Below are 19,082 nucleotides of genomic sequence, written 5' to 3' on the forward strand. Positions count from 1 at the left end.
GGTAGCGCTATTGGGTCGCTGCACGAAACTTCTAATAACTCGGCGATCTAGAGTTAACGCCTGCTAACGTTAGCAGTTGAGGAATATTATCATGCCCGCAGGTTTTGGTAACAAGCTTGTTATTGCTATTTCATCACGCGCGTTATTTGACTTGAGTGACAGCAATAATGTTTACGAGCAAGAAGGCTTAGCTGCTTATTCGGCTTACCAAGTGGCTCATGAGAATGATGTCTTGGAGCCCGGGGATGCTTTCCCAATGGTTCAAAAGCTATTGAGGATTAATGAGCGACTGGGCGGGGAGCCGCGGGTTGAAGTGATCCTATTGTCACGGAATAGCGCGGACACTGGTTTGAGGGTATTCAATTCCATTGAGCACTACGGTTTAACGGTAACTCGGGCTGTGTTTTGTAGTGGAGAAAGCCCATATCGTTATGTTCAACCGTTCGGTTGTCACCTCTTTTTGTCCACACACGGCGAAGATGTTCGCAGCGCTTTAGATCACGGTGTCGCGGCTGCCACGCTGATTGCGCCCAAATCTAGGACGAATCAAGAGCCTCGAGCCTCTCATGGCGATCAGCTACGCTTTGCCTTTGATGGTGATGCAGTGCTTTTTTCAGATGAGGCAGAACAGATCTTCAAGCGAGAAGGGCTAGAAGCTTTCACTACCAGTGAAAAAGCGGCTGCGAAAAAACCGCTGAAAGTTGGGCCGTTCAAACATTTTCTTGAGGCGTTACATGGCATTCAAACGGAGTTTAAGGACGAAGAGCACCCCCCAATCCGAACGGCGCTGGTTACGGCGCGTTCTGCACCAGCGCATGAGCGGGTTATACGGACGTTACGTGAATGGAATATCCGAATCGATGAGTCATTGTTTCTTGGCGGGCTAACCAAAGGGCCTTTTTTACAAGCCTATGGCGCGGATGTTTTCTTCGATGATCAGCGACAACACTGTGATATTGCCAGCGAGCACGTCGCATCGGGCCATGTACCGCATGGTATTGCCAATATAAAAGCGACCTCTTAAGCCATTCTTTGCAATAGTGCCATTACCCTTATTCCAAGCCGCTGCTATGCTCAAAGTTATGGATGATTAACCTGGCAGGCTTCGTGTTTACTGAGTCTGGCTCGGTTGATCACGATTGAGATTAAGTAGTAGCGGTATCCCGATATATGATCCAGACCATTGTATTCGCAACGGATCTCTGCGTTTTTACTCCTTACGTCGTAAACCACGTTCTAGAACTAGCCGAAAGGCTTCAGGCGAAAGTTGTCGTTGTACATGCGATCGAGCCCTTAGGGACTCTCGGTGCCGCTATGGTGAAAAATTACCTCCCCGAAAGCGAAGACCTTCAGTCGCAAGATGCTCGAACTATGGAGGTGATTAGCTCTCTTCGCGAACGCATCATAGACATTATTGCAGACGAGTTTTTAGATGCGGATGCTCAGTATTCTCAGAACACGGAAGTTGTGGTCGTTCCGGGAAAACCTGCCGATGTCATCTTGGAAGTTGCAGAAGCCAGAGATGCTAACCTGATAATGGTTGGCACTCATAGTCCGGATTTTGTCCATGGTTATAGTTTGGGGTCAGTTGCAAATAGAGTCTTACAGCTGTCAAAAGTGCCTGTTTACACCGTTCCTATGCTTCCCAAAGCGCACAACAGGTCTGGTTTATCTCAAGCTGGTGGCGGTATCTAAAACGCTATCGGGCTAAAAAAACGCGAACTTGCATCCAAGTAATAGCAGCAAAGAAGCAAGCAGCGGGTGCATAACGCGGTTGGGCAATTTTGCTGCGAGATAGGTGCCAACGTGAATTGCGGGTAATGAGCCGATTAGGAGGCATCCGAGCAAGACGAAATCCACGTTGCCTAAAAAGATAAGGTGCCCCAAACCAGCGACTAGGGTTAGAGGTACTGCGTGGGCTATGTCTGTTCCCACAACTCTTATTGCTGGTAAGGCTGGGTATAGAATAAGAAGTAAAGCTGCGCAAAATGCACCTGCTCCTACCGACGACAATGTGACAAAGGTCCCGAGCAATAAGCCACTGACAAAGGTAATTGCTTTCGCGTGGTGCCTAAACCAAGGTTCACTGTCCTGAAGTTCTTTCCTTTGAGTAAATCTCTCTATTCTCTTTTTCAGTAGTAACACAACTGACGTCAGAATTAGCATAACGCCCAATGCACTAGTCAATACAGGCTTGTATTCGTCTGGACTACCAAAAACGGTACTGAGCAAAAGGGTAGTGAGAAAGGCCGCAGGGATACTGCCTGCGGCGAGTATGCCAACCAAATCCCAGCGAACATTACCTCGTCGATAATGTGAGATTGCGCCACCGCTCTTTGTAACGGCTGCGTAAAGCAGATCAGTGCCGATGGCAACGTGGTATGGAAATCCAAATAAAATTAGCAGTGGGGTCATTAATGAGCCTCCACCAACGCCCGTTATTCCAATTGCAGCGCCGACAGCAGCTCCCGCTAGAATATAGATTATAAAGTCCATAATATTGCGCTACAGTTATATTAACGAGGTCTAACGGTAAAAGAATGAAATTCGACTGGTAAATATAGGGATTTGTTACTATTCTGCAAAAGAATAATTTCTTATATTTATATAATTTAAAAGCCACCCACTGCGCGGCCAATTGGAGGGCATATGAAACTGCAGCAGTTAAGATACATTTGGGAAGTTGCACACCACGATCTCAACGTGTCGGCAACCGCTCAAAGTTTGTACACATCACAACCTGGTATTAGCAAGCAAATCCGCCTGCTTGAAGATGAGCTGGGTGTCGAAGTGTTCTCAAGAAGTGGTAAACACCTCACTCGCATTACTCCAGCCGGGGAAGCTATTCTCAAGACTGCTGGTGAGATCCTGCGTAAGGTCGAAAGTATTAAGCAGGTTGCTCAAGAATATAGTAACGAGCGGAAGGGGACGCTTTCTATCGCGACCACCCACACTCAGGCACGTTATGCGTTACCTCAGGTGATAGAGAAATTTATTGAGCGTTACCCGGATGTTTCTTTGCACATGCATCAAGGTACACCGATGCAGATATCCGAAATGGCAGCTGACGGGACCGTCGATTTTGCTATTGCGACAGAAGCAATGGAACTGTTTTCAGACCTTATCATGATGCCATGCTATCGTTGGAATCGTTGCGTTGTGGTGCCGAAAGACCACCCTTTATGTCAACTTTCGAGTTTAACGTTAGAAGAGGTGGCTAAACACCCCATCGTTACCTATGTGTTCGGCTTTACCGGGCGTTCTAAATTAGATGAAGCATTCCTCGATAAAGGATTGGCGCCTAAAGTTGTTTTTACCGCCGCTGATGCTGACGTCATTAAAACTTATGTGCGTTTAGGTCTCGGTATCGGAATTATTGCCAAGATGGCGTTCGATGAGGAGCAGGATAGCGATTTAGTAGCGCTAGATGCGAGTCATCTATTTAAATCCAGTATTACTAAGATTGGTTTCCGTCGCGGCACCTTCTTGCGCGGCTTTATGTATGAATTCATCGAAGAGTTTGCGCCGCATCTAACCAAGGATATGGTCAACGATGCGTACGAGCGACATAGCCGATCTGAGTTGGAAGAGTTATTCCAGAATGTCGAGTTGCCAACTTACTAAGTTGTCTGCTCTATTGTTAGTAAAAACAAACCCCGGTAGGTCGACCTACCGGGGTTTGTTTTTACTAACCAAAATGCCAGTGTTTAAATAAAATCGAGGTCTGCACTATTGTCTAAAATCTCTCTTGCCTCGTCCTTTGCCGACTGTTCTTGATCGAGAACCTCTTTGACGAATTTAAGGTATACGGTATAAATCTGAGTCGGAGCGCCATTTTCCTCGACGACAAAGAAGGGGGCACGGTCAACGTTGTATTCTCTTGCCAGCGCCAACCCCGGACTATCAGGATCTCTTTCATCGGCAACCACCACTTCATTAATGCGCTCCATGTTACCAGTGCTCTCTAGCTTTTCGAGTACATCCCCACACTTTTTACAGGGAGAACCATCGGCGAGAATCTTTTTAACTAAGGTGATCTTCATAGTGTCTCCTGGCTAATGGCAATTTAATGGCTGTTTGTAAATGTAACTACCCGGCTATTTTTACCGTCAATTTGTGGGGATACAACCCTTATTTGTCTTCAAGGTTGGTTGCGTGTAATCCACATTCTTTTTGAGTTTCTGCTTCCCACCACCATCGTCCTTCACGTTCATGTTGATTGGGGCCCAATGATTTTGTACAGGGCTCACAACCGATAGACACAAAGCCTTTGTCGTGAAGTTCGTTGTATGGCACTTGGTTGCCTCGAATGTAGTCCCAAACCATCCGCGAGCTCCAATTCGCTAACGGGTTGAACTTAACGAGCTTTTCATTGGGGCGTGAGAAAGCTAGATCGTCCTGAATAACCGGAATAGCGGTCCGTGTACCTGGGCTTTGATCCTTACGCTGTCCGGTAATCCAAGCGTCTATGGTTAGCAGCTTGTTACGTAGCGGCATTACTTTGCGGATACTACAACACTCTTTATGGTCGTCGTCATAAAAACTGAATAAACCTTTTTCGCGTACCAGGTCCCCTACGGCAGCTGCGTCAGGCATTAACACATCAATTTTCAGGCCGTAGTGTTTTCTAACCTTTTCGATAAAGCGATAAGTTTCGGGGTGGAGGCGGCCAGTATCCAGTGAAAAAACCTGAATATCAGAACGAATTTGGTATGCCATGTCTATTAGCGCTACGTCCTCAGCTCCGCTGAAGGAAATTGCTATGTTGTCGAAATTATTGAGCGCATATTGAAGGATAGCGTGAGGCGGCTCCTTTTGAAGCTGGGTATCAACGTCGAGGGTGTTGATTAACTCTGGCATTTCGTAAGTCCTAGGTTTCTCGATGGGATTCCAGGTTGTGTGCGCTTGCCGCGATTTATGGCGAGGGCAAGGCGTTCTACTCCTGGGGCGCGCATAATAGCAGGCAATAGCAGGGGATAGAAATAATCAATAACGATACGCTTATAGCGAAAACTAGGTGGCGTGTGAGTGTGAAAGTTATCCACAGCGCGGAAAAACTTCCCGTGGAACATTGACGGTTAATTTATCTAATTGCCTAAACGGCGCACAATATGTGCTCGGTTAGTAATCGCTTTAGCACCACATGTGGTTATTTTTCTTGTGTATCAAGGGGGTCTGTGCCGTTTGGGCGCTAGACGCTATGTGTTAGTTGCGTACAAAAGTTAAAGTGTTACTTTAAGTGTTCCACGTGAAAACGTTGTGAATAAGCTGTCTATTTAAGTGGATAACTTTAGTTGGAGTGGTAATTGTTGCTTTGTAGGTGAAGTATTTAGGGGGCGGTGCTTGCACTTAATTGGGCCTATCTGTAGATTGGCGCCTTTTAAAATTAAGGTGTGGAGAAGATCGTGGAATTGGCGTGTTTAGACCTTGAAGGTGTGTTGATCCCAGAAATCTGGATAGCTTTTGCGGAAAAAACGGGTATAGAGGAGCTAAAAGCGACGACAAGGGATATTCCAGATTACGACGTGCTGATGAAGCAACGCCTGGCTATTCTTGATAAGCATGGTCTTGGTATTAATGAAATCCAAGAGGTGATTGCGACGCTCACGCCGCTAGAAGGGGCTCGGGAGTTTGTGGATTGGTTACGAGAGCGCTTTCAGGTCATTATCCTGTCTGATACTTTCTATGAGTTCTCTCAACCTTTAATGCGCCAGTTAGGTTGGCCGACGTTGTTCTGCCATCGCCTCGAAATCGGAGAAGGTGGTAAAGTGGTCGATTACACGTTGCGCCAAAAAGACCCTAAGCGTCAGTCGATTCTTGCGCTTAAAACACTTTATTATCGCATGATTGCAGCGGGTGACTCCTATAATGACACTACGATGCTCGGTGAGGCGGACGCCGGTATTCTATTTAAAGCTCCACAGAATGTGATCGATGAGTTTCCTCAGTTCCCAGCCGTGCATACTTACGAAGACTTGAAGAAAGAGTTTATCGCGGCGAGCAATCGGGACTTAATTCTGTAAGGACCCCGTCTTCTATTAGCCGTGTACTAATTTGTATTAGAAAAGTAGGTGAGCGCTTCGAACAGGGGGCTCACCTTGTCTAGCGTCTCTTGATATTCAGCATCGGCGTCAGAATCGGCAACAATTCCTCCTCCTCCCCAAAAATACACATCGCCCTCGCAGAGCACCATGGTTCGGATAGCGATATTAGTGTCCATTTTTCCATTTGAGCTGAGATAGCCAATACTTCCGCAATAAATCGACCGTTCGACAGGCTCGCACTCGTTAATTATTTGCATCGCCCGAATTTTGGGGGCCCCGGTGATGGAGCCTCCTGGGAAGCAATCGCGCAGAACCTGTGTGTGGTTGCAGTTTGGTTTAAGTATGCCCGTCACTCGACTGACTAGGTGGTGAACGTTAGCGTAGCTCTCTAACGACGCGATCTGTGGCGTATTAACCGAATGTGGCTCGCAGTGTTTGCTCAGATCATTGCGCAGTAAATCCACGATCATGATATTTTCAGCTCGATCTTTACTGCTACTCAACAGTATTTGGGCGCTTAGCTCGTCATCTTTGATTTCTTTTTTTCGTGGCGCAGTGCCTTTAATCGGTTTGGTTTCGACGCGTGATTTGTCCGCAGTTAGAAATTGCTCCGGTGAAAACGACAACACCGCGTTGCCCTCTAATTCAAGGTAACAAGAGTAGGGGGAGGGAAGGCGCTTTCTCGTATAGAGATAGAGTGCTAAGGGATCACCTTGGAAGGCGGTTTTAAACCGCTGTGCAAAATTCACCTGATAGCAGTCACCAGCCTCAATGTAGTGTTGTATGCGGTTGATTTGCTGGAGGTAGTCTCCTTTTGTTAGCTCTCCTTGGGGAGGTTCGCAGGAAAATTTGTTGAGGGGATTAAACGTTTCGCTCCTCAGGGCATCAGACACTTCGGACCTAAGGGAGGTTGAGCAGTGGTCGGTAAATGTTAGAGTCGCCGTCGAGGACGGGTGATCGATAATTATCGCCCAGTTGTATATGCCAAACCATGCATCGGGAAGCGCTATGTCGCGTTGCTTGCTGCCCACCGAGGGTTCTATTGCTGAGCCCATATTGTAGCCGAGGTAGCCAATAGCACCTCCTGTAAAAGGAAGATCTGAGGCTGAAGCAGGGTGGCCAAATTCTTCTAGCGCAGCATCCAGTTCATCAAAAATTTGTGTGGCAGCTTGGACGTTTGGGCTATTAGTTGTGGTTGTGAGTTGCTCGCTGAGGATTTTCTGTGGAGCTGCACTAATAATGTCGTAGCGGCCGAAATTGCCACTGGGGCGACCACTGTCTAGCCATATGGCGTAAGGTAAATGCCTGATGCGCAGAAAATAATCGCTGACATCGTCGGTATATGGCAGGGGTAAAGAGGTTAAGTTAAACCTGTTACTGGTGTGAGTGCTCAAAGCACGTATGTCTCCGTTTGAATCCCATCGGTGGCGCGCGCATTGTAATAATATCTGTTGTTTGATGCACTTTCTTGTTCTGGCAATCTATAGTCGCTATCGTTCGCTCCTGCAGTTAGCTTCCTTGGCATATTGTTATGTTTTGTAAATCATTGAATTATAAGCAGAAACCTCAGAAAAGCATAAGTATAATCGCGCGCCGCTTTAGGCAAGCAATACGTTTAGCCTCGATGATTTTTTGTGCTGTATTGTCGATTGGCGTTTGCGGGCAGGCTGAGCAACCAGCTAAAGAGGCAGAGTTTGATCTCTCCACCTTGCCATCAGGTTGGCACTGGTCTTATGTGGAAGAGCCCATATGGCAAACCCAAAGTTTCGTTGTGCAGGCAGGCTTGCAGCATAAGCAAAGTATATTGTTGGTTCATGGTATAGGCGGATCATTTACTGATTGGCTTGACGTGATTAAGTTCATGGCTGGGCAGTATCATGTTATTGCAGTGGATCTGCCTGGGTTTGGTCGTTCAGAAGAACCATTAACCCAGCTTTCGCCTCAGAACTATTCAAAGTTTTTGCATTGGGTTTCCGATGAGGCAGCGAGGTCACCTCTCGTAGTGATAGGTCATTCAATGGGAGCGGCGATTTCGTTGCAGTTCGCCGCAGACTATCCGGACCTGGTCCAGCGACTCGTGCTTGTTGATACGGCTGGGGTGCTCGAACGCACTGCGTTGTTGAAAGAGAATGTTAACTTTCCGGTGGTGCCCAAAGGAACGCCTAGTCCGATATCAAACTTCGCACGAAAGCTTAATCAGTTTGCTAAATCGCTTGTAGAGTGGACTAGCACTACGCCAGACCCAATCCCGGCAATTAGTGCGAGCGATGAGGCGTGGCGCTTTTTGTTTGAAGGGCGTGTCAATGCGAATGCTGGCCTAGCGTTGATTATGCATGATTTTTCAAGCGCGATTGATAGTGTAGAGCAACCGACTTGGTTGATTTGGGGAAGAAACGATACTGTCGCGCCACTGAGAACAGGTCGCTTGTTGTTGGGAAGGCTAAAGCAAGCTGAGCTGCGCGTTATAGACGGTGCGGCGCATGTGCCAATGAAAACGCACCCAAAGATGTTTCAGATGTTGTTAGAAACGGCTTTAAACTCTGAGCCAGATTTAAATAAACGTTTTGCAACATCGCCGGTACCGGCAAGCCATACAGGCAACATTTTATATTGTCGTGATCAGCACGGTGGTCGTTATTCAGGGCATTATAAAGCGGTATATATTGAGAATTGCCAGGGCGTCACACTGGTAAACCTGACCGCAAACCAAATTATTATGAATAGGTCGCAAGTATCAATGGTTAATGTCGGTGTAAACAACGCTGGCGGCACTGCAATACAAAGTGAGTTGTCAATCGTCTCGATGACAAATGTCGATCTGCAAGGGCTACGGGGTATTGAAAGCGATGGTACACGATGGGACCTCGCTGGTGTAACTGTTAAAAGTCAAGAGAATGGCGTCGTTATAAAAAGGCGTTCACGTTTTATTTTTTCTGTCAGCAAACTCAAGTCTGGCATTGCTAGCACTGGAATACACGGTGTCTTTGAAAGCGACAACCGGGTTCTAGACTTTATTTTGTAAATTCACCCACTCAAGAGTATTAAGTAGGAACGCATGAGTACTTCTGCCATTACCGTTATTGTTTATCTATTAGTTGTTACCGGTGTGGGCACACTGCTGGCAAGGCGCAATAAAAGTTCATCCGATTGGGCCACAGGTGCAGGCGGGATGGGTGTCATTATGATTGCCGCAGGCATTGCTGGTACGCGCATCGGTGGAGCTGGTTCATACGGCGTAGCGGGCGATGTAATGAATACTGGTATTTGGAATGTATGGTATGGGGTTAACACATTCCTTGCACTGGCATTGGTTGGCGCTTTCTTTGCCATCCCGTATCGCCGCTTGGGTTTAACTACCGTAGCCGAGCTATTTGGAAAGCGTTACGGTAAATCTCGTAGTGGTTGGTTTACGAGTTTGTGTGTTCAGACCGAATACCTTGTCGTCAACGTTATCGAACCACTACTGATTGGCGTTATTGTCAGTAATATTTTAGGAATTCCGCTTGTTGTGGGAATTTTCATCGGTGCTTTCGTTATTATCGCTGCAACAGCATCGTCTGGACTAAAAGGAACATCGTCGACCAATATAATCCATTGTTTTGTGATTATTTTTGGTTTGGCTACTGTAGGTGTTGTTGTGGCAGGCCAGTTGGGAGGATGGGGTGCCGTGATCGATAAAGCCAATGCGGCGCTAGCTGAGTCTGGAAAAGATTCTTCTAGTTGGTGGAGTTTCATTGGTTTAGGGTGGTTTCCCATCATTGCCATGTTCTTCTCTGCGACAATCCATACGCCAGCGGCGTCGGTATACGTGAATTATTCCAGTTCTGCCAAACGTGAAAGTATTTTATTGCCTGCGTTTTTGTTGGCCGGGGTCGTTGCTGCGACGATGCCATTTTTATCGGCTGTCATAGGCGTGGAAGCGCTCGCTAAATATGGATCAAACTCAGGTATAGCCGGCTACAACAGTATTACCAAAATTGCTATTGATGCTGGCCCGTTTATAGGTGGCGTTGCGCTAGCGGCTGTCCTCGCTGCTTTGATTTCATCCGGTGGCCCGATTTTGTTGGCAAGCTCGACAATGTTTGTTAACGACTGGATTCCTTCTTCAAAGGACTATTCACCGGATAAAAAACTAAAGGCGTATCGTATTACCGCCGTTATATATGGCCTTGTTGCTGCCGTGATCGCCTGTTACTTTGGCTACGTAGTGGGTACTGCATCGGTATTAAAATGGCTGCTGCTAGGGTACGCCATGGTCGTCCCCCCAGCGATCGCAATTGGCTACATTTTCTATGTGAAAGCGACAACGGAATCTTCCGTGTACTGGGGCATAGTGATTGGCTATGCATTAGGATTGATTGCTTGGTCAGCAAATAACCTAGTGTTCAAGTCTGAATCTGACGTTGCCGCTTATTTCACAACATTAATTCCATTGGTACTCATTCCGAATATGTCGCTGTGGGCTCAAGCGGAAAAAAATGAACATGCGAATAAAGCGATTATTCGAAGTTTTGTGCTGCTTGCTGCAGGCCTATTAGCTGTTTTTGCTATTAGCAAGCTTGCTGGAGTGTCATCTGACGATATGATCATTTATCTCGCTGCGCTTGCCGCACCATTGATGATCGGAAAGGTTTATTTGAGGTTTATGCCTGCTACGACTAATGAAGGCGTGTTCTGGGGAGTGTTGCTAGCGTTTACCGGTATTGTGGGTACATGGTTTTTAAATACGTTTTATGTTCAAACCGATATGACCATGGTGCTGTACGCGGCAATCGGGATTCCGCTCGTTGTGATTCCTACGGTGTCGCTGGCAACACTTAAGGCCTTGGTGCTAAATGAACAAGAGCAAGAGTTCTATCGTTTATTAAAAACACCGGCATAGTTGCACGGTAATGCGTAGCAGGCTTGCTGATGTTTTACTCGGTAGGTCTGCTTTCCAAGAGCTTTTGTTACCTCTTTGGTTCTTTTCCTTGAAGTTGATACGCAAATGAAATGATGTAGGCGATACTTAAATAGAGTGCTTCAGGGATTTCATCGCCAATATCTAGCTGAATCAGTAGATCTGCTAGACCTTCATTGTCACAGAGTGGTACACCCGATTCTTTTGCAATATTGACAATTTGTTCTGCGACGCTTCCAGTTCCTTTGGCTGTCAGTATCGGTGCAGATTCGCCATCGTAGTAGAGTGCAATCGCTTTCTCAATTTCATCTAGGTCAATCTGATTATTTGACATACTGTAATCTTAGGTTTTTATATCGATTAATGAATAATCGATTTTGTTTTCTTTGATTGGCGGGGTGCCTGCAATGCAGTGTACTTCATTGACCTGTACACCTTGCTCTTGTAGTTGTGATTTTAAAGAAACTAGCTTCTCTTTCGCCGTCTTTAGTAGTGCAGTGTGTCGTGTCCAAAATTTAATGTTTACCTGGCTTTCTACGCATCGAATTTGCGCGTAAAAAGATTGCTCATTAGGCAAATCAAAGCACAACATGACGCTCCATAGTCTCTTCTTTTCTGTTTCGTTGTTTTCCTTTTCATCTGTCTCTATCCATTCGTCTTCGATAAAAAGTTGAAGAGTGAAGAACTGTTCTTGATAGCGAATAGGGATTTCAAGTTGCAGATTAATTGGAGATGACGCGGTTATTTCATTCCCTACAGAGGATCGCCCAGTAAGCGTTTGTAGTTGGTTTAACAGTATTTTTGAAATAGCCGAAGAAACGTGTTGTTGAAGTTGGTTTCTTAATTTTTCAGTTGTGCTACTGATGCTCGCTGCTGTTACGCTAGTGTTCTTTTTTTTCGAGAACAGAATTTGCTTCAGTAATTTTTCTACTGAGGCCTCTTGCGAGGCTTTATTTGGAAGAGTTGCGTTGCTTGTATTTGCGTTTGGGGTGATTAATTCACTGGCTAGCACTAATAGTGCAGCCTTTAGGTCTTTGGAGGTGATTTTTTCCATCGGTTGTTGAACGTGGTCGTTTACATTCGGCTGTAAATTGCCTTGCGCAGTATTGGTTCTAGGTGAGCTGTTGGTTGTTGCTTTGTTTGGCGTAAAGTGGTCGCCAAATTTATCTGCCAGCATCGTGCGCGGGAGAATCTTGTCGAGAATAGACTGTAATAAATTGGATACAGTGGGCTGTGGTGTCTGAGGCGCAGAAGACAGTTTTAAGCTACTACCGCCGTTAGCTGACGACAATTGCGCCCTGTTTTCAAGAAATAAACCTGAATCACGAATGCTTTGCTTCACTGACAACGGGTTGCTTAGCTCACTAGGTGCTTTTGCTAGTGATAGAAAATGCTTCGTTAAAAGTTGCTCATTGCCGCTGAGATATTTATTTTGTAACGGCTGCGGTAGTTGCAGGAGTTTGTCAGCAATATTGAATGCTTTAGGTATTGTATCGCTTCTTACGTTTGGTAGGAGTGTCCGCAACGCGTTTGTGGCGACAATACTATTCTCTGCAGATTGAGCGTTAGTTCTGTTCGATATTGTATTACCCTGCGCTGGGTCAGTGCTGATTTTTGATTGAGTATAGTGCGTTAACAAAACGCGAGCTAAGCTGTGTTTCTCCGTGCTTGATGACAGTGTCAGTGTCGCATCGCCTGGAGTCAGCGACGTATTAGTGATGACCTTTTCACCCGATTTGAGCGTCAATAAAAAAGCGCGTGGTTGCGCGAGCAATTGTTTCACGTCAGTGGGTAGGTTTTTATACTGGCTCAACCACCTCGTTGCTTGTTCCGGTGAGACTTGCTGACTCTCGCTTATGACAACGTTAACCGAGGTCGCCATGGCTGCTTGGCTTTTTATGTGGCTAGCGGAAACTAGTGATTGCCGCTGTTGCTGCAGGAAATTGATCGCCGTTAGAAGCGGCGTGTTTGGCGCTGGTGATGCTTTAGTTGTAACAGTTGCACCAGTTGCAGCAGTTGCAGCAGTTGCAGCTGAGGCAGTGGTAAGTTTTGTGGAATTATTGAGCTGTGTAGCTGAACGGTCTGGGGCAGAAGTCCCTTTGCTACGGAGGGGAATTAGGCTGCGTGGGTCGATAATCACCGCGTACTCCCTCCATTTTTAAAGCTGAGAGTCATTGTGCGTCGCTAACACTGACCAAATGGGGTCATAGCAGGTATAATCGCCCATCTTTGATAGATAGCTTGAGTATAGACACTGGCGCGGACCTCCGACGGAGGCAGTGCCGATATCCTGTTTGGAGTGGGTTGAATTTTGTCCGATTTGGTAGTTAAGCCCTCAATTTTAATTGAGAACCTTTCGTGCGAACGATCCGACAGGCTTCTTTTCTCCAAGTTGTCTATGGAGATCGAAGCTGGCCAGGTATTACAGATTCGTGGTCCAAATGGTGCAGGGAAAACAACACTTCTTAGAATTCTCACGGGTTTATCGTCGGACTACTTAGGGCGAATTCAGTGGTGCGGCCGCGACCTCCGGGAAAGCCTCCAAGCATTTCGTAGTCAGTTATTGTACATAGGCCACTTACCGGGCATCAAAAAGGCTTTAACTGCCGAAGAAAACCTCAATTGGTACGCTCGTTTTCATGCCGGTGTACCGCAACTTAGTATTCCAGAAGCATTAGCCGAGGTTGGCCTCGCCGGATACGAAGATGTGCCCTGTCAGAGTATGTCAGCAGGGCAGCAGCGTCGAGTTAATCTCGCGCGCTTGTTTCTTACGCCAGCGCCGCTTTGGGTTTTGGATGAACCTTTTACCGCGATTGATGTAGGCGGCGTTGCCATGCTTCAAGCCCGTATTACTGAACACACCAGCGGCGGCGGCATTGTTATCCTGACCTCCCATCAGGAGCTAGATATAAAAGACGTTAAATATCTAAACTTGCAAGATTTTTGGAGTGTGAGCGATGAATGAAAACAGCTCACCCATGGCTTCACCGGGTTTACTGCCAGCGTTGAGTGCTCAATTTAAACGTGATGCGTTAATCGCCTTCCGAAACCGAGGTGAATTGCTTAACCCATTAACGTTTTTCCTCATTGCGGTCGCCATGATTCCCTTGGGTGTATCCCCAGAATCCAGCCTGCTATCCCTTATTGCGCCTGGTGTCATTTGGGTAATGGCGTTGTTGGCCACCTTGCTATCGGTTGATGGTCTTTTTCGAGCAGATTATGAAGACGGAACGCTTGAACAACTCTCACTCACTCCACACCCGTTGTACCTCATGGTGCTCGCCAAAGTGTTGCTGCATTGGTTGATTACCGGATTGCCGCTGGCGCTACTGTCACCACTTTTGGGTATGTGGCTTTCGCTGCCCGCAGAGGGGTATATGCCGTTGTTTCTCTCGCTCTTACTTGGCACCGCCTGTTTAAGCCTCATTGGTGCAATTGGCGCTGCCTTAACAGTCACCTTACGCAAGGGGGGGATTCTAATCTCGCTGATCATTATGCCACTCTATATCCCAATTTTAGTGCTTGGCACCGGAGCGGTTACTTACGCTATAGATGGCTTTCCCTTTATGAGTTTGATGTCTATCATGGGCGCCTTTTTGGCGTTTTCTATCGCATTTGCCCCGATGGTGACGGCAAGTGCATTGAGAATCAGTTTAAATGGGTAGTGATTAATGGGTTGGCAGTGGTTTCATCGATTAGGTTCTCCTCGTTGGTTCTATCAAAAAACCGAGGCTTGGGTGCGTTGGTTAGGTTGGTTGGCTTTTTTGATTATCGCTGGGACTATCTTCTGGGTCATGGCATTTGTGCCCAAAGACTATTTGCAGGGCCACAGCTTTAGGATTTTTTACCTTCACGTGCCTACGTCAATGATGGCGATGGGTGGCTACTATGCCATGGCCATCAGTGGTGCAATTGGCCTTATCTGGCGAATGAAGCTAGCTGATATGTCAATGCGCTGCATCGCGCCAATGGGAGCTGCATTCACATTCTTAGCCCTTGTGACCGGGGGCTTATGGGGCAAACCGACCTGGGGCACTTATTGGGTGTGGGACGGTCGAACCACATCGACCCTGATTTTGTTTTTTCTCTATATGGGTGTTGTGGCGCTACAAAATGCCTATCAGAACCAGCAAATGGCCGATCGATTTAGTGCTTTGTTGGCACTTGTGGGAATGGTCAATATTCCGATTATCAAATGGTCGGTGGACTGGTGGAATACGTTGCACCAACCTGCAACGATAAAGTTGACCGAAGAATCAACTATGCATGGCTCTATGTTGTACCCATTGTTTGTCATGATGGTCGGGTTTTACTGTTTTTTTGCCTGGGCACTCATTAAAGCTATTCGTATCGAGATCCTCCGGCGAGAATATCGGACTGATTGGGTGAAACAAATAATTGCCGCGGAAAACAAATAATAGGTAGCTCATGAAATTTCAATTCGATTCGTTCAGTGCGTTGCTCAGTATGGAAGGGCATGGCATGTATGTCTGGATTAGTTACGCAATTGTATTGATTGGCATGCTGTATTTCGGCTTCCGACCGAATTGGCAGTTCAAGCAGTTTGTTAAGCAGCAAAAAAGAATTCAGCTTCAAGAGCAGCAGATAGCGCAGCGAAACAAGCAGTAAATTCGACAACGTTCAATAAAGTAGTTTAAGAGGTCAGTGTATTCATGGCGATGCACCCGGTTCGCAAGCAACGTCTAGTCTTTGTATGTTTTATTATTGTTTTCTCGACCATCGCGGTTGGGCTGTTGGCCTATTCTCTGCGAGAAAATATCGATTTGTTTTATCCCCCGTCGAAAATTGTAGCGGGTGAAGCACCTATAGATAAGCAAATTCGAGCGGGAGGATGCGTGATTCCAGGCACTATCGTCCGTTATGAAAACAGCTTGAAAAAGTCTTTTCGCGTGACCGACGGTGCGGCCCAGCTGCAGGTTTCTACTGAGGCAATTTTGCCCGATTTGTTCGGAGAAGGTGAATCAGTTGTGTTGACGGGTAAATTGAATGGCGACGGTGAGTTTGTTGCGACAAAAGTATTCGCAAAGCATGACGAAAACTACATGCCGCCTGAAGTTGCCGATAGTATGAAAGGGCAGGTTGATCATGCGAAAACGTGTGAGGGCCTAGACTATGGTTCCTGAGCTAGGTCACTTCGCGCTTATACTGGCGTTAATTTTTAGTTTACTGATTGCTGTATTTCCTCTTTACGGTACGTACACAAACAATGTTATGTTAATGCGATCAGCGCATTCTCTATCGATAGGTTTAATTGTATTTGTTAGCGTATCATTTATTGCTCTCGTCTATTCGTTTGTTCAAGACGACTTTACGGTAGAGTACGTTGCGAATACCTCAAACAAAATACTACCTTTACATTACAAATTGACAGCGACTTGGGGCGGCCATGAAGGTAGCTTGTTGTTGTGGATTTTCTGCCTTTGTATTTGGCTGTTTGCTGTCAGTCTATTTGCGCGAAGTTTACCGCTGGTTATTCGTACACGCGTATTGTCTGTTATGGCGTTGGCAACGGCGGGTATAATTTTATTTACATTACTTTCATCGAATCCTTTTTTGCGACTCTTGCCAGGACCTCCGCCTGATGGTCGTGACCTTAACCCTCTATTACAAGACATTGGATTCATCATTCATCCCCCTTTGTTGTACATCGGCTACAGTGGCTTGGTTGTACCGTTTGCTTTTGCAATCACCGCATTGTTGTCGGGCCATTTGGATAGCGCTTGGGCTCGTTGGTCGCGGCCTTGGACCAATGTTGGTTGGGCGTTTCTCACCCTTGGCATGGGGATGGGGAGTTGGTGGGCCTATTACGAATTAGGTTGGGGCTTCTGGTGGGGTTGGGACCCAACGGAAAACAATGTGCTAATACCCTGGTTAACGGCAACCGCATTGGTGCACTCGTTGGCCGTGACGGAAAAACGTGGTTTATTTAAAACCTGGACTATCCTGCTAGCGATTACCACGTATTGTTTGGTCTTGTTTGGTACTTTCATAACCCGGTCTGGCATCGTGAATTCTGTTCATGCGTTCGCAAATGATCCAGAGCGCGGCGCCTACTTGTTGGCTTATATAGTGATAATTGCCGCTGGTTCCTTTTTGTTGTACGCACTTCGCGCGCCGACAGTGGCAAGCTTGTCGCGCTTTAAACCGTCTTCGCGCGAAACCTTTATGTTGTTGAATAATGTGTTGTTAACCGTTGTGATGGCAACAGTTCTATTAGGGACTTTGTATCCCATGCTGGCTGATTACATGAATTGGGGTAAGGTTTCTGTGGGAGCCCCGTACTTCAATTTTTTCTGGGTTTTGTTCACCATCCCGTTAACGTTGTTGATGGCAATCAGTGCGTTGACACAATGGAAGCAAACGTCACCCGGTATTTTTAAAAAGTACCTCACTCCTTCGCTCTTAATTAGTCTAATTGTCGGTGGAATTTTCCCATTTTTCTATGGTGAGAAATACCATCTCGGTGGTGCTTTGACAGTTGCAGTGACGGTATGGATTTTTGCCGTGAGTTTTTCGGCGCTTTTGAAACAAACGCGGAACGCTCCGAGCTTTTTCGCGGGAGTTAAACAGCAACCTTTGTCGTTTTATTCGATGCTAGTCGCTCACCTTGGAGTGGGTTTGCTGGTACTTTCAGCTGGGCTTACCTCAATTTACTCTGATGAACGCAATATTATTTTACTGCCAGGTCAGGAAAAACCGTTATTCGGTTACAGCTGGGGGTTCGATGGTGTGCGTGAATTTGTAAAAGATAACTACTCAGCTCAAGAAGGAACCATCTACGTGGTGCGCGACGGAGAGCGTGTTGCTACCTTGAATCCACAAAAGCGCTTTTACATGTCAGGCGCAATGGTCACAACCGAAGCGGCCATTGAAGGAAATTTATGGCGTGATTTATATGTCTCTTTGGGTGAAGCGGCCGAGCCAAAATCAGCCGGTGGGTGGATTATCACAGTCTATGTGAAACCTTTTATTGGCGTGCTTTGGATTAGTATGTTGTTGATCGCTGGTGGTGGTTTTATGGCGTTGTGGGATAAACGTTATCGTTCCCGTGTAGCAGGTTCAGTCAAAACGTCGTCGACAAACACTGTTCAAGGTGCAATCGGGTAGCTGTGATGAAGCGATTAAAGCTGTTTATACCTCTTATCATTTTTGTGTTGTTGGCGATTTTGTTTACTTTAGGGCTCGGTATCGATCCACATAAAATGCCGTCTGCGCTGGTAGGCCGGCCAGTGCCTAACTTTTCATTGTCTACGGTACAGGATACGACTCGTATCGTTGATCAGGAGCAGTTAAAGGGGCACGGCTTTGCGCTCATTAATATTTGGGCGACTTGGTGTGGCCCTTGTCGGCAAGAGCATCCTTTTCTGGTTAAGTTGGCGAATAATGGGTTTCCGATATTCGGCGTCAACGCTAAGGATGAATTAGAGCTTGCACAGCAATGGCTTAAAGAACGCGGTGACCCCTATAAATTTAGCGCTTTTGATCCGGAGGGAAGGCTTGGCTTGGATTTAGGCGTCTATGGTTATCCTGAAACTTTTTTAATTAATAGCGAAGGGCAGGTCCTGCACCGTTTCGCTGGCGTGCTCACCGAAAAAGTGTGGCAACGTGACTTTATCCCGCTGATTAATCCGTAAGGAATTGAATTCAGATGAAAGCCATATTTCAGGCGGTCCTAATTGTTGTTGTGTTTGTTGGCAGTCAATCCGGGCTGGCTAAGGAAGTCTACGATTTTAGCAATGAAGCGGAGCGTGAACGCTTTCATCGGTTTACTTACGAATTAAGATGCCCCAAATGTCAAAGTCAAAATTTGGCAGGATCTGATTCCCAGATATCGCAAGATCTCAAGCGAGAACTACATCGCCTAATCATTGATGGTAAAACGGACGATGAGATTCTGGATTTTATGGTAACGCGTTACGGTGATTTTGTTTTATACCGGCCACAATTCCAGAGTAATACGCTGTTGTTGTGGCTAGGACCGCTCGCTTTAATCTTGATTGGACTTGGTGTGTTTGGGTGGATCCTTTTTCGAAAGATGTCAGCACAATCCACTGAAGAGTAATTAAATCAATAATTACATTGGGGCCCATGCGTACGGCTCGATGTACCTGGAAGTT

20 protein-coding genes are annotated in these 19,082 nt (G+C 46.4%); 14 read left to right on the forward strand and 6 right to left on the reverse strand.

Annotated features, from left to right (window positions below; translation table 11 throughout):
- Window positions 1-91 precede the first annotated feature (91 nt).
- Window positions 92-1,024, forward strand: a complete 933-nt coding sequence (locus tag ACZ5NB_RS08960; RefSeq protein WP_460232901.1) for a 5'-nucleotidase — start codon at window positions 92-94, stop codon at window positions 1,022-1,024.
- A 146-nt stretch (window positions 1,025-1,170) separates the two neighbouring features.
- On the forward strand, window positions 1,171-1,695 hold the full coding sequence (locus ACZ5NB_RS08965; RefSeq protein ID WP_460232902.1) for a universal stress protein: 525 nt from the start codon (window positions 1,171-1,173) through the stop codon (window positions 1,693-1,695).
- A gap of 12 nt (window positions 1,696-1,707) precedes the next feature.
- Here the strand turns inward: ACZ5NB_RS08965 and ACZ5NB_RS08970 are convergent, their stop codons facing one another.
- Window positions 1,708-2,496, reverse strand: a complete 789-nt coding sequence (locus ACZ5NB_RS08970; protein WP_460232904.1) for a sulfite exporter TauE/SafE family protein — start codon at window positions 2,494-2,496, stop codon at window positions 1,708-1,710.
- A gap of 153 nt (window positions 2,497-2,649) precedes the next feature.
- On the opposite strand from ACZ5NB_RS08970, the gene cysB reads away from it, so the two are divergent.
- Complete coding sequence (gene cysB, locus ACZ5NB_RS08975; protein ID WP_460232906.1) at window positions 2,650-3,624, forward strand: HTH-type transcriptional regulator CysB; 975 nt, start codon at window positions 2,650-2,652, stop codon at window positions 3,622-3,624.
- An 83-nt stretch (window positions 3,625-3,707) separates the two neighbouring features.
- On the opposite strand, the gene ACZ5NB_RS08980 is transcribed toward cysB, so the two are convergent.
- Window positions 3,708-4,043, reverse strand: a complete 336-nt coding sequence (locus ACZ5NB_RS08980) for a hypothetical protein (RefSeq protein WP_460232907.1) — start codon at window positions 4,041-4,043, stop codon at window positions 3,708-3,710.
- A gap of 88 nt (window positions 4,044-4,131) precedes the next feature.
- Complete coding sequence (locus ACZ5NB_RS08985) at window positions 4,132-4,860, reverse strand: phosphoadenylyl-sulfate reductase (RefSeq protein ID WP_460232909.1); 729 nt, start codon at window positions 4,858-4,860, stop codon at window positions 4,132-4,134.
- Between the two features lie 545 nt (window positions 4,861-5,405).
- Here ACZ5NB_RS08985 and thrH point away from each other — a divergent pair.
- Complete coding sequence (thrH, locus tag ACZ5NB_RS08990) at window positions 5,406-6,023, forward strand: bifunctional phosphoserine phosphatase/homoserine phosphotransferase ThrH (RefSeq protein WP_460232910.1); 618 nt, start codon at window positions 5,406-5,408, stop codon at window positions 6,021-6,023.
- Between the two features lie 26 nt (window positions 6,024-6,049).
- Here the strand turns inward: thrH and pabB are convergent, their stop codons facing one another.
- Window positions 6,050-7,438 (reverse strand): aminodeoxychorismate synthase component I, encoded by a 1,389-nt coding sequence (gene pabB / locus ACZ5NB_RS08995; protein ID WP_460232912.1) that lies wholly within the window; start codon window positions 7,436-7,438, stop codon window positions 6,050-6,052.
- Between the two features lie 230 nt (window positions 7,439-7,668).
- On the opposite strand from pabB, the gene ACZ5NB_RS09000 reads away from it, so the two are divergent.
- Together ACZ5NB_RS09000 and ACZ5NB_RS09005 are read left to right on the forward strand one after the other, a co-directional pair.
- Entirely contained in the window at window positions 7,669-9,066 is a 1,398-nt protein-coding gene (locus ACZ5NB_RS09000; RefSeq protein WP_460232914.1) for an alpha/beta fold hydrolase, read from the forward strand.
- A 33-nt stretch (window positions 9,067-9,099) separates the two neighbouring features.
- On the forward strand, window positions 9,100-10,926 hold the full coding sequence (locus tag ACZ5NB_RS09005) for a sodium:solute symporter family protein (RefSeq protein WP_460232916.1): 1,827 nt from the start codon (window positions 9,100-9,102) through the stop codon (window positions 10,924-10,926).
- A 67-nt stretch (window positions 10,927-10,993) separates the two neighbouring features.
- Here ACZ5NB_RS09005 and ACZ5NB_RS09010 read toward each other — a convergent pair whose 3' ends face one another.
- Both ACZ5NB_RS09010 and ACZ5NB_RS09015 read right to left on the reverse strand, forming a co-directional pair.
- A complete protein-coding gene (locus ACZ5NB_RS09010) occupies window positions 10,994-11,278 on the reverse strand; it encodes an EscU/YscU/HrcU family type III secretion system export apparatus switch protein (RefSeq protein ID WP_460232917.1) in 285 nt (94 codons plus the stop codon).
- 9 nt (window positions 11,279-11,287) lie between these two features.
- The gene (locus ACZ5NB_RS09015; RefSeq protein WP_460232918.1) at window positions 11,288-13,084 is read right to left on the reverse strand and encodes a hypothetical protein; all 1,797 of its coding nucleotides are present in this window, start codon (window positions 13,082-13,084) and stop codon (window positions 11,288-11,290) included.
- A gap of 180 nt (window positions 13,085-13,264) precedes the next feature.
- On the opposite strand from ACZ5NB_RS09015, the gene ccmA reads away from it, so the two are divergent.
- The 8 genes from ccmA to ACZ5NB_RS09055 are packed head-to-tail and all read left to right on the forward strand — an operon-like array spanning window position 13,265 to window position 19,027.
- Complete coding sequence (gene ccmA / locus ACZ5NB_RS09020; RefSeq protein ID WP_460232991.1) at window positions 13,265-13,909, forward strand: cytochrome c biogenesis heme-transporting ATPase CcmA; 645 nt, start codon at window positions 13,265-13,267, stop codon at window positions 13,907-13,909.
- On the forward strand, window positions 13,902-14,609 hold the full coding sequence (gene ccmB, locus ACZ5NB_RS09025) for a heme exporter protein CcmB (RefSeq protein WP_460232919.1): 708 nt from the start codon (window positions 13,902-13,904) through the stop codon (window positions 14,607-14,609). Before ccmA ends, ccmB begins: the two co-directional genes overlap by 8 nt.
- A gap of 6 nt (window positions 14,610-14,615) precedes the next feature.
- The gene (locus ACZ5NB_RS09030; protein WP_460232921.1) at window positions 14,616-15,362 is read left to right on the forward strand and encodes a heme ABC transporter permease; all 747 of its coding nucleotides are present in this window, start codon (window positions 14,616-14,618) and stop codon (window positions 15,360-15,362) included.
- 10 nt (window positions 15,363-15,372) lie between these two features.
- Entirely contained in the window at window positions 15,373-15,573 is a 201-nt protein-coding gene (gene ccmD / locus ACZ5NB_RS09035; RefSeq protein ID WP_460232922.1) for a heme exporter protein CcmD, read from the forward strand.
- A gap of 50 nt (window positions 15,574-15,623) precedes the next feature.
- The gene (locus tag ACZ5NB_RS09040; protein ID WP_460232992.1) at window positions 15,624-16,088 is read left to right on the forward strand and encodes a cytochrome c maturation protein CcmE; all 465 of its coding nucleotides are present in this window, start codon (window positions 15,624-15,626) and stop codon (window positions 16,086-16,088) included.
- Window positions 16,078-18,072: a heme lyase CcmF/NrfE family subunit gene (locus ACZ5NB_RS09045; RefSeq protein WP_460232923.1), complete on the forward strand. Its 1,995-nt coding sequence runs from the start codon at window positions 16,078-16,080 to the stop codon at window positions 18,070-18,072. Before ACZ5NB_RS09040 ends, ACZ5NB_RS09045 begins: the two co-directional genes overlap by 11 nt.
- 5 nt (window positions 18,073-18,077) lie before the next feature.
- Window positions 18,078-18,599: a DsbE family thiol:disulfide interchange protein gene (locus tag ACZ5NB_RS09050; RefSeq protein ID WP_460232925.1), complete on the forward strand. Its 522-nt coding sequence runs from the start codon at window positions 18,078-18,080 to the stop codon at window positions 18,597-18,599.
- A gap of 14 nt (window positions 18,600-18,613) precedes the next feature.
- Entirely contained in the window at window positions 18,614-19,027 is a 414-nt protein-coding gene (locus tag ACZ5NB_RS09055; protein ID WP_460232926.1) for a cytochrome c-type biogenesis protein, read from the forward strand.
- The last annotated feature ends 55 nt before the right edge of the window (window positions 19,028-19,082 follow it).

The sequence above is a fragment of the Aurantivibrio plasticivorans genome, from assembly GCF_055392955.1.

Coding starts and splice junctions, on each gene's coding strand:
- ACZ5NB_RS09030 (WP_460232921.1), top strand. CDS start 14,616: ATGGGTTGGCAGTGGTTTCATCGATTAGGTTCTCCTCGTTGGTTCTAT.
- ACZ5NB_RS09005 (WP_460232916.1), top strand. CDS start 9,100: ATGAGTACTTCTGCCATTACCGTTATTGTTTATCTATTAGTTGTTACC.
- cysB (WP_460232906.1), top strand. CDS start 2,650: ATGAAACTGCAGCAGTTAAGATACATTTGGGAAGTTGCACACCACGAT.
- ACZ5NB_RS09045 (WP_460232923.1), top strand. CDS start 16,078: ATGGTTCCTGAGCTAGGTCACTTCGCGCTTATACTGGCGTTAATTTTT.
- ACZ5NB_RS08960 (WP_460232901.1), top strand. CDS start 92: ATGCCCGCAGGTTTTGGTAACAAGCTTGTTATTGCTATTTCATCACGC.
- ACZ5NB_RS09000 (WP_460232914.1), top strand. CDS start 7,669: ATGATTTTTTGTGCTGTATTGTCGATTGGCGTTTGCGGGCAGGCTGAG.
- ACZ5NB_RS08970 (WP_460232904.1), bottom strand. CDS start 2,496: ATGGACTTTATAATCTATATTCTAGCGGGAGCTGCTGTCGGCGCTGCA.
- ACZ5NB_RS09055 (WP_460232926.1), top strand. CDS start 18,614: ATGAAAGCCATATTTCAGGCGGTCCTAATTGTTGTTGTGTTTGTTGGC.
- ACZ5NB_RS08980 (WP_460232907.1), bottom strand. CDS start 4,043: ATGAAGATCACCTTAGTTAAAAAGATTCTCGCCGATGGTTCTCCCTGT.
- ACZ5NB_RS09010 (WP_460232917.1), bottom strand. CDS start 11,278: ATGTCAAATAATCAGATTGACCTAGATGAAATTGAGAAAGCGATTGCA.
- ccmD (WP_460232922.1), top strand. CDS start 15,373: ATGAAATTTCAATTCGATTCGTTCAGTGCGTTGCTCAGTATGGAAGGG.
- ACZ5NB_RS08965 (WP_460232902.1), top strand. CDS start 1,171: ATGATCCAGACCATTGTATTCGCAACGGATCTCTGCGTTTTTACTCCT.
- ACZ5NB_RS09040 (WP_460232992.1), top strand. CDS start 15,624: ATGCACCCGGTTCGCAAGCAACGTCTAGTCTTTGTATGTTTTATTATT.
- ACZ5NB_RS09050 (WP_460232925.1), top strand. CDS start 18,078: ATGAAGCGATTAAAGCTGTTTATACCTCTTATCATTTTTGTGTTGTTG.
- ccmB (WP_460232919.1), top strand. CDS start 13,902: ATGAATGAAAACAGCTCACCCATGGCTTCACCGGGTTTACTGCCAGCG.
- ACZ5NB_RS08985 (WP_460232909.1), bottom strand. CDS start 4,860: ATGCCAGAGTTAATCAACACCCTCGACGTTGATACCCAGCTTCAAAAG.